Here is a 12,029-nt window from a genome sequence, read left to right as displayed (position 1 = left end):
CCCCGTACGGCCGCCGGTCACCGGCCGGCCGTCACTCCGCCCGCAACTCCTCCAGGTACGGTGCCACGTCGACCTGGATCGACGCGCTCTGCGTCAGGCCGTACTGACCCGCGACACCGCTCAGGTAGGCGCTGATCTCCTTGCGCATGGCCTCCGGCTCCGGCAGCACCGCCTTCCCCGCGACGACCCGCGCCACCCAGCGCGTCTGGGCCTCCACCAGCCGGGTGATGGAACCGTGCGGACGCACCAGACCGATGAAGTACAGCCCCGGACGGCCGGGTTCGACGACCCGCTTGTACAGCTCGACCGACCCCTGCGCCCCGAACGGGAGGCCGTCGGGCAGGAACGGGAACGCCATCCGGTAACCGGTGCAGTGGACGACGGCGTCGGCCCGCACGGAGGAGCCGTCGGTGAACACCACCCGCCCGCCGTCGAACGAGTCGATGGCCGGCTTGGGAGTCACCCCGCCGTGGCGTATCCGGGTGAGGATCTCGTCGGAGAGGGTGACCGCCGAGGCGAACACCGGGTGGTCCGGCTCGGGCAGGCCGTAGTCCGAGAGCCTGCCGCGGGCCACGAGCAGCGCCTGCTCGATGAACCGGCGCTGCTGCGGCAGGGACATGCTCGTCCACCACGGGGCCTCGGCGACATCGTCCAAGGGCATGCCGAAGAGCTGTTTGGGCAGGATGTGCAGCCCCCGGCGCACCGAGAGGACGGTTTGGGCCGTGTACCGGGAGAGGTCCACGGCGATGTCCACGGCGGAGGCCCCGAGCCCCACGACGACGACCCGCTGACCTGCGAAGTCGCTGCCGTCGCGGTAGTCGAGGGCGTGCAGGATCCTTCCTTCGAAGGTGTCCGAGCCGGCGGCCGGGGCGGGCAGCACGGGCTCGGTGTTGTGCCCCGAGGCCACGATCACGTGTCCGAAGCGGCGTTCGTCGCGAGTGCCGTGGGCGTTCCGGCTGACGACCGTCCACACCCCGTCGGCGTCCTGCCGTACGGACTCGACCGTCGTCTCCAGCTCGATGTGGTCCCGCACACCGGCCCACTCGGCGAAGGAGCGCAGATAGGCGGCGAATTCGCTGTGCCGGGGGTAGACCGGGTAGGACGCCGGCATCGGGTAGTCGGTGTAACCGGTGAGCTGCTTGTTGGTGTTGAGGTGGAGCGACAGATAGCCGGGACCGCGCTCGCCGGCCTGCGGCTGACGCCAGAGGCCGCCCACGTCGCGTGCCCGATCCAGGCAGACGAAGTCGATGCCCTCGGACTTCAGAGCGTGAGCCGTCGCGAGTCCCGACAGACCCGCACCGATGAGACACACACGCACGGTTTCCCCCACAGGAAAGACACCATCTTCTCGCGCACGGGCAATTGACTGCCCAACCGGCACTCCTCCCACTCGTCGCGCACCAGCGACAAGGATCACAGGCCGTGCGGGTGTGGAAACCGGCGCGGGAGAGGGGAGGGCGCGCAAAAAAAGGGGGGAGCACAACAGGGCGGTGTCCTGAGGGGGGGGGAGGCCTCCTATTCGGCGGCGGAGGCCCACAACCCCCGGACATGGCCCAGATGCCGCGTCATGACCTCGCGCACCACCCGCTCGTCGCGGGCCGACAGGGCGTCCAGGAGCTCCAGATGCTCTTCCGCGGAGGCCGCAGCCGGCCCGACGCGGCCAGGGCGGTCAGCCCGTAGAGACGGGCCCGGCCGCGCAGACCGCGGACCACCTCGACGAGGTGGGAGTTGCCCGCGAGGGCGAGAAGACCCGGGTGGAAACGGGTGTCGGCCTCGACGTCGCCCCAGTCGCAGTCCGGCCCGGTGGGCGGCTGGAGGATCGCGCCGCTCATCGCCGCGTGGCCGCGCGGCTCGTTCATCAGCAACTGCTTGATGTCGTCGCGGTGTTCACGGAAGTACAGCGGCCGCTCGTTCATCGTGGCGCCGGGGATGGTGCCGATCCCACCGGTGATCACCCGGGTGGGCATGCCCTCCGTGTGCGAGTCGACGGCGTGCAGAACGAGTTTGCTGCGCATGAAGTGCCCTTCTCTGCGGCGCTGTTGTCACCTGTTGGTCGGGACCGGGGTCAGGCGAGGCCCGCGGCCACGGCTTTCTCGGTGTCCGCGGGGACGGCCGAGTTCGCCGTCAGCCTGTGGAACGCCCTGCACCCCGGCCACGGGCGAGCGGCTGCGCATCCGGGTGACCTCCAGCTGCCACCCCCGCTGGGACCGCAACCTCAACACCGGCACGCCGGCCTACGACTCGGCCGAGTCCGCTGTCGCCCGCCAGCCCATACGCATGGGCGAGGACTACCCGAGCCGCGTGGTGATCGGCACCCTCTGCCCCTTCCGGAGGACGGCTCCTCCCTCGCGGTCCGACGAGTGACTCCAGCCTGATCCTCCGGATGGCACCACTGACGCCGGTTCCCCTCGGTGGGGTGGTGGCGGAGGTCAGTCGGTGGAGAAGCCGGCCAGCATCGCGGCCGGATAGCGGCTGCCGGCCGAGCCATGCGGCAGGATCTCGGCGATGCGCCCGAGGTCGGCGTCGGTGAGTTCGGCGCCGGCGGCGCCGGCGTTCTCCTCCAGGCGGACGCTGCTGCGTGTGCCGGGGATCGGGACGACGTCCTCGCCCTGGTGGAGCAGCCAGGCCAGTGCGAGCTGGGCGGTGGTGAGGCCCTTGGCGGCGGCGAACTTCTTGAGCTGGCCGGTGGCACGCAGGTTGTAGGTGTAGTTCTCGCCCTGCCAGCGCTCGTCCCAGCTGCGCATGTCGTCGGCAGGGTACTGGTCGGCGGGCTTGACCACGCCGGTCAGGAAGCCGCGGCCCAGCGGGGAGTAGGGCACCAGGCCGATGCCGAGCTCCCTCAGGACCGGCAGGATCTTCTCCTCCAGCTCACGCTCGAAGAGCGAGTACTCGTACTGCAGCGCGGTGACCGGCGTGACGGAGTGGGCGCGGCGGATGTACTGCGGTCCGACGTTGCTCAGGCCGAAGTACTTCACCTTCCCCTCGGCGATCAGCTCGCCGACCACGCCCGCGACCTCCTCGACAGGCACGTCGGGGTCGGAGATGTGCTGGTAGAAGAGGTCGATGTAGTCGGTCTGCAGGTAGCGCAGGCTGTTCTCGGCGACCTTGCGGATGTTCTCCGGACGGCTGTCGACCCCGGAACCCAGCGGCTCGGCGGCCATGTCGAAGCCGAACTTGGTGGCCAGCACCACCTCGGAGCGGAAGTCCTTGACCGCCTTGCCCAGCAGGGCCTCGTTGCTCCCCGTACCGAGGCCGTACAGCTCGGCGGTGTCGAAGAAGTCGATTCCCAGCTCGTGGGCACGACGGATGGTCGCGACGCCCTCCTCGTCGTTGGACGCGCCGTACGCCATGGTCATCCCCATCACGCCCAGACCGAGCGCCGAGACGCTCAGGCCCTGAGAGCCCAGATTGCGGTGCTGCATGGGTTCACTTCCTCAGTACTCGCCGGTTCCACTCCGAACCGTTCAAACCAAACCGTTTGGTTTGAACCTAGAACCGGAAAGCCCTCAGCGTCAAACCGAACAGTTCGGTGTCTTATCCTGTGGTTGTGTCCCACCCTCTCGACGCCGGCCAGACCGCCGCCCCCGCATCCGCTCCCGACGGCGGCGACACGACGCGGGAGCGGATCCTCACCGCCGCCATGGAGGAGTTCGCCCGCCATGGCATCGCCGGCGCCCGTGTGGACCGCATCGCGAAACTCGGCAGGACAAGCAAGGAACGCGTCTACGCCTACTTCCGCAGCAAGGAAGCGCTCTACGGCCACGTCGCCGCGCGGGAACTGGCCGTGATCGCCGAGGCCACGCAGATGGACCCGTCCGACCTGCCCGGCTATGCGGGCCGTCTGTTCGACTACTTCACCGCCCGCCCCGACCACCATCGCCTGATCACCTGGGGCCGCCTGGAACTGTCAGGTTCCGAGGTCGCCGCCGACGATCCCACTCAGGCAGTCATCGCCCGCAAAATCGGCCAGCTCAGCCAGGCCCAGCGGGCCGGACAGCTCGATCCCGCCTGGGATCCCGCCGACGTCCTCGCCCTGATCAACCAGATCGCCACCACCTGGGCAGCCCAACCCGAACTCAGTCAGGCCGCGACCGAATACGCCGCGGACCCCACCGTCGCAGCCCGGCGCGCCGCCGTGGTGACCGCAGTCGAGCAGTTGTTCCCCCGGACACGCTGAGGCCACCCGCACCAGCGACATCCCTGCGCAGAAGCCCGGCGTCGCGCTCCAGGAAGAGCGATGTTGCCCCAGAGGGGACCGGCAAGACCGGCAAGGGGCCGACTCCGACCGATGTCCTCGCACTCCGCGACCCGCAGAGCACGCGAGCCCTTCCGCCTCCGGCAGCCCGGTCCTGCCGCCAGTCGAAGAGACTGACCTCTCACGAGGATTCTATGAATCAGCGGCCGCTGGGGAGGCATCGCCGGCTGCGGCGGGGAACAGTCGCTGGACGGCGGCGACGATGGCCGCCCGGTGGGCCGCCATGAACGCGTCGCGTTCAGCGCCGACGGGAACGAGGCCGGTCTGGCCTGCCCACGACAGGGCCAGCTGACTGACGAACACGAGGATGTCCTCGGGCTCCCACGAGGGATCGAGGTGGCCTGCGCCCTGCGCCTTCCGCAGTTGCTCGATCTTGCCCCGCAAGGACTCCTGTACCGGGTCGTCGGAGGGAGTCTCACCGGCAGGGAGTTCCAGTTGGCCCCACATCATCAGCCGGTGGCGTTCGGGGTGGCTCGTGGCGTGGTCGTGCATGCGGCCGGCGTAGCCCGGAAGGTCGGTGGGATCCAGCGGGACGGCTTCGGCCATGGCCGCGAGTTCCCGGCCGGCGACGAACCGGTAGAGCTCCTCTTTGCTGCGGAAGTACGCGTACACGCGCTCCTTGCCGGTACGCGCGGCCTTGGCGATCCGCTCGACACGCGCTCCCGCGATGCCGTGGCGGGCGAACTCGGCGGTGGCCGCAGCGATGATCCGATCGCTGGTGGCGTCGATGCTGCTACGGGGAGGCATGCATCCAGTTTATCAGACCGAACCGTTCGGTCTTGACTGAGTGTCCGACGCCTGTACGATCGAACCGAAACGTTCGGTCTGACTTACAGGAGCACCTCATGCAGCAGCGCACTCTGGGCCGGCAGGGCCTGACCGTCTCCGAGATCGGCTACGGCGCGATGGGTACCGCCGTCGGCTACGGCCCCTCGGACGACACCGCGTCGATCACCGCGATCCGCCGCGCCCACGAACTCGGCGTGACCCACTTCGACACCGCGGAGATGTACGGCTGGGGAGAGGGCGAGAAGCTGCTCGGCCACGCCCTCGCACCCATCCGCGACGAGGTGACCATCGCGACCAAGTTCGGTCTCACCCCGACCTTCGCCCCGAACTCACGGCCGGAGCACATCCGGGAGGTCGTCGACAACAGCCTCCGAAACCTGAACATCGACGTGATCGACGTGCTCTACCAGCACGGCCCCGACCCCAGCGTCCCGATCGAGGACGTGGTCGGCGTGATGAAGGAGTTCGTCGACGCCGGCAAGGTCAAGTACCTCGGCCTGTCCAACACCGACAGCGACGCCATCCGGCGCGCCCACGCGGTGCACCCGATCTCCGTCCTTCAGCACGAGTACTCGATCTTCGCCCACGACTCCGAGCAGTTCTTCCCCGTACTGGAGGAGCTCGGCATCGGGCTCGTCGCCTACTCCCCGCTCGCCCGCGGCTTCCTCAGTGGCGCCGTGAAGTCCCGCGAGCACTACGACGCGGGCGACTTCCGTCAGATGATTCCCTGGTGGGCCCCGGAGAACTTCGACCAGAACCTCTCCATCGTCCACGAGCTCACCAAGATCGCGGAGAGCATGGACGTCACCCTGTCCCAGCTCGCCCTGGCCTGGCTGCTCGCCAAGAAGGACTACATCGTCCCGATCCCCGGATCCCGCAGCCCCGAGCGCGTCGCGCAGAACATCGCCGCCGCCGACATCGGGCTGACCGCCGCCGACCTCGCCCGCATCGACGAGATCGCACCCGACGGCGCCATCGGCGGACGAGGTATGTGACACGGCCGCCCGACGGATCCTTCCTCGCCCCTTACAGGCAAGGAACCCGCACACGGCATGGGCCCACGCGCCTCCCGAGGGAGCGTGGGCCCATGCCCTCAACCAACCACACCGCAACCTCTACGGTGAACGCGACCACGCCGAGCTGCCCCTGCCCGACGATCTCCACCCGGACGCCACCACCCACCGCCGCATCGGTGAACGCTTCGCCGAACTGGCCTTCACCAAGGGCCCTTTCGTCGAATCCTGACCCCGACTCCGATTCCGACTCTCCGGCTACGACTCCGTCGACGCCCGCGTGGTGTCTGACGGAGGGCCAGGAACAGCGGATCCGCTGCCACCTGTACGGTTCCGCCTTTCGCTGTTCTGCTTGCGGAATGCGCTGGCGAGACAACGGCAGTTCATGGTGGGTCGCCGGCATCGTGTTCGGGTTGGTCCTCGTGGGTCTGGGCGCCTGGCGCATCGGGCCGGCGCACCACCGCGAGCATCAGCAACGGGTCGTGTCGGCGTGTATCGCCGAGCGTGGTGTCGAGCCGTGCCTGCCGACGCGGACCGCCGCCATCACAAAAATCGTCAAGCTGAAGGGAGGGTGGGGCGAGTCCATCCTGGACGTGTATCTCGACGGGGCCTCGGAGCCGGCGTTCGAGATCTCGCCGCACTGGAGTGAGCGGTACAGCTCGGAAGTGGTCGTCGCCGACTTGCAGGGCGAGGTGTGGGCCTGGCAGGAGAGCGTGCACCATCGGTGGGAAGAACTGCACAAACCGTGGCCGCTCTGGACACTCATCTATCTCGTACTGATCCTGGTCGGCGGCTGGTTCGTACTGCACTACGGGAGCGTACTGCTGATCGAGGGGCACACTCGGTACACCGAACTGGCCGAGCGGTTGGTCGCCACGTACAGCGGGGTGAGCTTTGCGGGGATGGCGATCCTCGTCGGGTTCTCCCTCTCCTGGATCTTCGGGCTGATGTTCATCGCCGCCGTGGCGGGGGTCGTCGGTGTCAACGGCGCGGACCTCTGGCGCCATTGGCGAAACGCCTGGAGCCGTGCCCGCGGTGTACCGGGTTGACCGTACCCGCACCCGCACCCGCACCCGCGTCCGTGCAGGACGGCAGCCACTTCTGCCCGGCGCACGGCCGCGGCGGGCAGGCGTCAAGCTCACACGCCCCCGTTATCGGGCGACGTATCCGCCGTCGACGGGGAGGGCGACGCCTACGACGAAGCTCGCTCCGGGGCTGCACAGCCACAGGACGGCTTGAGCGATCTCCTCGGCCGTGCCGAGGCGGTTGACGGGCTGGTTGGCCTCGGCCTCGGCCAGGTCCAGTTCCCCCTTGGTGATCATGTCGCTGACCATGGGGGTGTCGATGGTGCCGGGGCAGACGGCGTTGACTCGGATGCCGCGCGGGGCGTATTCGAGGGCGGCGCTGGTGGTCAGGCCGATCACCCCGTGCTTGGAGGCGTGGTAGGAGGCACGGCCGGGCAGTCCGACGAGGCCGCCGAGCGAGGAGCAGTTGACGATGGCGCCGCTGCCCTGGGCGCGCATGTGCCGCAACTCGTGCTTCATACAGGCCCACACGCCACGCAGGTTGATGCCGTTGACGCGGTCGAAGCGATCGGCGGGTTCGTCGGCGGCGTCGCTGGGCGGGATCTGGATACCGGCGTTGTTGTAGGCCATGTCGAGGCGGCCGAAGGTCTCGACGGTCCGGTCGACCGCGGCGGCCACCTGGTCCTCGTCGCTGACGTCGCAGGTGAGGGCGAGTGTTCGGTGGCCGGAGGCGGTGAGTTCCCTGACGGCTGCGGTCAGGGCGGCTTCGTCGACATCGGTGAGGGCGACGGCGGCTCCGGCCTCGGTGAAGGCGCGGGCGGTCGCCAGGCCCATGCCGGAGCCGGCACCGGTGACGAAGGCGACCTGGCCGGTGAAGTCGTAGGCGGGGTTCACGTGTATTTCTCCCGTTGAGAGTGGCCCGGGTCAGGAGGCGGTTTCGATGGTGACCTCGGTGGCGGTGGCCAGGCGTTCGGTGTCGCCGTTCACGCGGCCGAGGATGATCAGGCCGGCGTCGCTGGAGCCGCTGCCGCGGTAGAAGAGGGCCAGATTGCCCCAGGGCGCGTAGTAGGCCAGGTCGCCGGGCCTGGCCTCGGCGGCGTCCGGCGCGCCGGAGGTGGACAGCTGACGCGGCAGATCGGCGATCCGCTCCGTCTGGTGGAAGTCGCTCAGGTTCAGGGTGAGCGGGAGCAGGGCCGCGAAGTCGCGGGCCGTGGCGCTGTCGTTCAAGGTGGCGTCGACCTGGTGGCCGTCGATGGTGAGCCGGATGTTCATGGCGGTGTTCTTGTCGTCGGACGGTGTGAAGGGTGCGGTGACAGTCGGCATTCGCTGTGACGCGGAAGCGGGGGATGAGGACGGCGAGGGCCCTGGTGTGTCGTCAGTACAGGCGGTCACTGCAAGCAGTAAGGCGGTCGGGACGGCGCGGGCGAGGCTGGAACGGGTGGTCGGGGTCACCGCATCCTCCAGGCGCGTCAGGCGGGCAGGGGCTCGGCGTAGTGGCGGAAGCCGTTGCGCTGGTGGTGGATGTCGTACAGGCGCTGGGCCAGGGCGTCGGGGCTGCTGTGCTCGGCGTCGGGCCGGATGGCTCCGGGGATGATCAGCTGGGCGGCGTGGATGTTCTCCGGGGCGAGGGCGTCGTGGAGCATCCGGGCGTAGGCGCTTTCGGCGGCGAAGGCGATGGAGGTGCCGGCCCGGTCCATGTGGGGGCGCACGGCGCTGCCACCGTTGACGAACAGCAGGGTGCCGCGGCCGAGTGCGCGCATGCCGGGCAGGACGGCGTTCACCGCGGTGACGGGTCCCTTGACGGAGAAGGCGAGAGGGTCGTCGAGGTCGTCGGCGTCGGTGTCGAGGACCGGCTTCATGAAGTCGGCGCGGGGCACGGGGCTGTACTGGAGGATCTCGATGGGCCCCAAGGCCGTCGCTGCCGCGTACAGGGCCTCGTTCAGCGACTCGATGTCGAGCACGTCGGCGATGAGGCCCCGGGCCCGGATGCCGTCGCGGCCCAGCTCGGCCGCCAGCTCCTCCAGGCGTCGGCCGTTGCGGGAGACGAGGGCGACGGAGTGGCCGGCGGCTCCGAAGCGCCGGGCGGTGGCGAGTCCGAGGCCGGGGCCGGCGCCGATGAGTGCAAAGGTCGTCATGGTGACTCTGCTTTCGCAGGGACTCGTGCTCGGTCAGGGCTTGAGGAGGGCCTTCATTGCATGCCACTGCCGGGGGGCGTGCAAAAAGCTGTTCGATGTCGAGCGTCACACGCGAAGGCAGGGGCGAAAAGCGGAGGGATCTATCGGGGGAGGGAAACATCCTGGGTGGAAACTCTCCCTCCTTCCTCAGGTTCGACCGGTGTCATGCTGGGCACCATGACCGGCAATGTTCCCCTCAATGAGCTGGGAGAATTCCTCAAGAAGCGCCGTTCGGAGCTGAGTCCGCGCACCGTCGGCCTGCCCGAGACCGGTGGGCCCCGCCGGGTGGACGGGCTGCGCCGCGAGGAGGTCGCCCAGCTCGCCAGCATCAGCACCGACTACTACACCCGGCTCGAACAGGGCCGTATGCAGGCATCCGCACCCGTGCTGGACGTGCTCGCCCGGGTGCTCCATCTGGACGACGACGAGCGCGGCTACCTCTTCCAGCTCGCGGGCAGGACCACCACCCGTACCCGGCGGCGCGGCCGGCAGCAGGTCCAGCCACAGCTGCAGCGGGTCCTGGACGACCTCTCCGCCACCCCGGCCATCGTGCAGGGCCGGCGCGGGGACATCCTGGCCTGGAACGCCCTGGCCGCCGCGCTGGTCACCGACTTCTCCCGCGTCCCGGAGAAGCACCGCAACTACCCGCGGCTCATCTTCACCGACCCGGCCATGCGCACTCTGTACGCCGACTGGAACGCCTCCGCCCAGATCGCCGTCGCCCAGCTGCGGATGGAGGCCGCGAGGTATCCCGAGGACCCCCGGCTGATCGAGCTGGTCGGTGAACTGTCCCTGCGGGACAAGCAGTTCGCCCAGTGGTGGGGCGAGCACCGCGTCGCCGCCCGCACCGTGGGCACCAAGACCCTCAACCACCCGTTCGTCGGCGAACTCGTCCTCGACTGGGACACGTTGACCGCCAACACCGACCCCGACCAGCACCTCACCGTCTGGACCGCCGCCCCCGGCTCCGCCACCCACGACCGGCTGCGCATCCTCGCGTCCTGGGCCGCCGACCGGCACCTGCCGGCCTCTCCCCCTCCCGCCTGAGGTCCGGCGAACATTGCCCTGAGACGGCACTAGAAGGTGAGTACGATCTTTCCCCGGGCGTGGCCGGTCTCGCTCAACTCGTGCGCCGCAGCCGCGTTGTCGATGGTGAAGGCAGCCGCGAGCGGCACGGTGAAGCGGCCCTGCTGTGCGAGGGCGGCAGCCGCGGCGAGTCCTTCGACCGCCTGCGGGTCCGCGCCGGGGCCCGCCGAGGCCGACAGGTGGACTCCGTACTTCGCGGCGTTCAGGTCGGCGATGGTCACCACCCGGTCGGGGCTTCCGGCGAGGTCCACCAGATCGGGCAGCGAGCCGGATCCGGCGCAGTCCAGGACGGCGTCGACCCCGTCCGGCGCCAGGGCGGCGACCCGCTCGCCCAGCCCGGGGCCGTACGTGGTCGATATGGCCCCCAACTCCGCGACGAACTCGTGATTGTGGGCGCCGGCCGTCCCGATGACGGTCGCGCCGCGGGCCACCGCGACCTGGACGGCGACCGTGCCGACCCCGCCGGCCGCGCCCTCGATCAGCAGGGTCGTGCCGGCGGTGACCTTCAGCCGGTCGAGGGTGCGTGTGGCGGTCTCGACGTTGGCAGCCGCGCCGCCGGCCTCCTCCCAGCTCAGCGCGTCCGGCTTCGGCGCCCAGACCGCCAGGACGGCGTACTCGGCGTTCGCTCCGCCGAGCACCGCGAGATCGACGATGCCGAAGACCTCGTCGCCCGGCCGGACACCGGTAACCCCGGTGCCGACCTCGTCGACCACCCCTGCGGCATCCACGCCGAGCACGTGGGGCAGGCCCAGCGGCATCAGGTCGCGGAACCGGCCCGAACGGAGGGAGCAGTCGGAGGGAGTGACGCCCGAGGCCCGTACGGCCACCCGGATGCGGCCCGGTCCCGCGTGCGGCTCCGGTACGTCGGAGACCTCCAGGACGCTTGTGGGGCCGTACTCGGAGAATGTGAGTGCTCTCATGACGTCGGACGCTAACGGAACACCCCGTCCGTTTGGCTAAAGTGAGAGCGGTGACGAACCGTTTGCCTCACTCCCTGCGCTCCGATGCCCGGGACAACCGCGAGCGCATCCTCGCCATGGCCCGCACGACCTTCGCCGAGCGGGGGCTGGACGTGGCGATGCGCGAGATCGCGCGGCGTGCCGAGGTCGGCCCCGCGACCCTCTACCGGCACTTCCCGACCAAGGAGGCGCTGGTCACCGAGGCCTTCAGCGAGCAGATGAGGGCCTGTACCGCCCTCGTCGACGAGGGACTGGCCGATCCGGACCCGTGGCGCGGCTTCTGCCTGGTGGTCGAGAAGGTGTGTGAACTGCACGCACGGGACCGGGGCTTCACCGCGGCGTTCGTCTCGGCCTTCCCCCGCGCGATCGACTTCGCCGCGGACCGGGAGCGGGCATGGGGCAAGGTCGCGGAACTCGCCCGCCGGGCCAAGGCGGCGGGCGCACTGCGCCCGGACTTCGTCCTCGACGACCTGATCATGGTGCTCATGGCCAACGGCGGCATCCGGACCACCTCGACGGCCGCCGCGGTGGCCGCCTCACGACGCTTCGCCGCGCTGCTGATCCAGGGCATGCGTGCCCAGCCGGCCATCCCGGCGCTGCCCCCGGCGGTCCGGCTGCCGCTGATGGTTGTGACCTAGGGCCCTTCTGATGGATCTCCGCGGCGTCGCGACGCCCGGCACGCACTCTCGCCGCACCGGACAAAAGCCCTAGTAGCTCCGCTACGAGGG

Annotated in this window: 14 protein-coding genes and 2 pseudogenes; 7 read left to right on the top strand and 9 right to left on the bottom strand. The window is 69.7% G+C overall.

Translation table 11 applies throughout. The annotated features are described in order from the left end of the window. Nucleotides 1–31: 31 nt before the first annotated feature. From ABT057_RS35895 to ABT057_RS35885, 3 genes and pseudogenes are all read right to left on the bottom strand, one after another. Entirely contained in the window at nucleotides 32–1,312 is a 1,281-nt protein-coding gene (locus ABT057_RS35895) for a flavin-containing monooxygenase (protein WP_502974022.1), read from the bottom strand. Nucleotides 1,313–1,515: 203 nt separating this feature from the next. Then, nucleotides 1,516–1,623: a hypothetical protein gene (locus ABT057_RS49280; RefSeq protein WP_502974025.1), complete on the bottom strand. Its 108-nt coding sequence runs from the start codon at nucleotides 1,621–1,623 to the stop codon at nucleotides 1,516–1,518. Between the two features lie 104 nt (nucleotides 1,624–1,727). Beyond that, nucleotides 1,728–2,015 (bottom strand): annotated as a pseudogene (locus tag ABT057_RS35885) (proline racemase family protein); the annotation flags it as partial. Nucleotides 2,016–2,178: 163 nt separating this feature from the next. On the opposite strand from ABT057_RS35885, the gene ABT057_RS35880 reads away from it, so the two are divergent. Continuing rightward, nucleotides 2,179–2,364 carry a hypothetical protein gene (locus tag ABT057_RS35880; RefSeq protein WP_352348068.1) on the top strand — a complete coding sequence of 62 codons (186 nt, stop codon included), beginning with the start codon at nucleotides 2,179–2,181 and terminating at the stop codon, nucleotides 2,362–2,364. A gap of 65 nt (nucleotides 2,365–2,429) precedes the next feature. Here ABT057_RS35880 and ABT057_RS35875 read toward each other — a convergent pair whose 3' ends face one another. Next, on the bottom strand, nucleotides 2,430–3,422 hold the full coding sequence (locus tag ABT057_RS35875; protein WP_352348067.1) for an aldo/keto reductase: 993 nt from the start codon (nucleotides 3,420–3,422) through the stop codon (nucleotides 2,430–2,432). 125 nt (nucleotides 3,423–3,547) lie between these two features. Between ABT057_RS35875 and ABT057_RS35870 the strand changes: the two genes are divergently transcribed. Next, nucleotides 3,548–4,177, top strand: a complete 630-nt coding sequence (locus tag ABT057_RS35870; protein WP_352348066.1) for a TetR/AcrR family transcriptional regulator — start codon at nucleotides 3,548–3,550, stop codon at nucleotides 4,175–4,177. 210 nt (nucleotides 4,178–4,387) lie between these two features. Here ABT057_RS35870 and ABT057_RS35865 read toward each other — a convergent pair whose 3' ends face one another. Further along, on the bottom strand, nucleotides 4,388–5,002 hold the full coding sequence (locus ABT057_RS35865) for a TetR/AcrR family transcriptional regulator (protein ID WP_352348065.1): 615 nt from the start codon (nucleotides 5,000–5,002) through the stop codon (nucleotides 4,388–4,390). 98 nt (nucleotides 5,003–5,100) lie between these two features. On the opposite strand from ABT057_RS35865, the gene ABT057_RS35860 reads away from it, so the two are divergent. The 3 genes and pseudogenes from ABT057_RS35860 (at nucleotide 5,101) to ABT057_RS35850 (ending at nucleotide 7,106) form a co-directional block, all read left to right on the top strand. Next, complete coding sequence (locus tag ABT057_RS35860) at nucleotides 5,101–6,039, top strand: aldo/keto reductase (protein ID WP_352348064.1); 939 nt, start codon at nucleotides 5,101–5,103, stop codon at nucleotides 6,037–6,039. A 112-nt stretch (nucleotides 6,040–6,151) separates the two neighbouring features. Further along, nucleotides 6,152–6,289, top strand: a pseudogene (locus ABT057_RS35855) (lipase); the annotation flags it as partial. Between the two features lie 127 nt (nucleotides 6,290–6,416). Beyond that, nucleotides 6,417–7,106: a hypothetical protein gene (locus ABT057_RS35850; RefSeq protein ID WP_352348063.1), complete on the top strand. Its 690-nt coding sequence runs from the start codon at nucleotides 6,417–6,419 to the stop codon at nucleotides 7,104–7,106. Between the two features lie 102 nt (nucleotides 7,107–7,208). On the opposite strand, the gene ABT057_RS35845 is transcribed toward ABT057_RS35850, so the two are convergent. From ABT057_RS35845 to ABT057_RS35835, 3 genes are all read right to left on the bottom strand, one after another. Then, a complete protein-coding gene (locus ABT057_RS35845) occupies nucleotides 7,209–7,976 on the bottom strand; it encodes an SDR family NAD(P)-dependent oxidoreductase (RefSeq protein WP_352348062.1) in 768 nt (255 codons plus the stop codon). Nucleotides 7,977–8,006: 30 nt separating this feature from the next. Continuing rightward, on the bottom strand, nucleotides 8,007–8,405 hold the full coding sequence (locus ABT057_RS35840) for a cyclophilin-like fold protein (protein WP_352348061.1): 399 nt from the start codon (nucleotides 8,403–8,405) through the stop codon (nucleotides 8,007–8,009). 146 nt (nucleotides 8,406–8,551) lie between these two features. Further along, nucleotides 8,552–9,217 carry an SDR family NAD(P)-dependent oxidoreductase gene (locus tag ABT057_RS35835; RefSeq protein WP_352348060.1) on the bottom strand — a complete coding sequence of 222 codons (666 nt, stop codon included), beginning with the start codon at nucleotides 9,215–9,217 and terminating at the stop codon, nucleotides 8,552–8,554. Nucleotides 9,218–9,421: 204 nt separating this feature from the next. Here ABT057_RS35835 and ABT057_RS35830 point away from each other — a divergent pair, with 204 nt between their 5' ends. Next, a complete protein-coding gene (locus ABT057_RS35830) occupies nucleotides 9,422–10,303 on the top strand; it encodes a helix-turn-helix domain-containing protein (protein WP_352348059.1) in 882 nt (293 codons plus the stop codon). Nucleotides 10,304–10,332: 29 nt separating this feature from the next. On the opposite strand, the gene ABT057_RS35825 is transcribed toward ABT057_RS35830, so the two are convergent. Next, on the bottom strand, nucleotides 10,333–11,262 hold the full coding sequence (locus ABT057_RS35825; protein WP_352348058.1) for an NADP-dependent oxidoreductase: 930 nt from the start codon (nucleotides 11,260–11,262) through the stop codon (nucleotides 10,333–10,335). A 50-nt stretch (nucleotides 11,263–11,312) separates the two neighbouring features. Between ABT057_RS35825 and ABT057_RS35820 the strand changes: the two genes are divergently transcribed. After that, nucleotides 11,313–11,939 carry a TetR/AcrR family transcriptional regulator gene (locus ABT057_RS35820; protein WP_352348057.1) on the top strand — a complete coding sequence of 209 codons (627 nt, stop codon included), beginning with the start codon at nucleotides 11,313–11,315 and terminating at the stop codon, nucleotides 11,937–11,939. The last annotated feature ends 90 nt before the right edge of the window (nucleotides 11,940–12,029 follow it).

It is taken from the genome of Streptomyces sp. NPDC002588 (assembly GCF_040295925.1).
Lineage (GTDB): Bacteria > Actinomycetota > Actinomycetes > Streptomycetales > Streptomycetaceae > Streptomyces.
The sequence above is the reverse complement of the archived record's forward strand: the minus strand, read 5'-3'. Positions and strand labels throughout refer to the sequence as shown.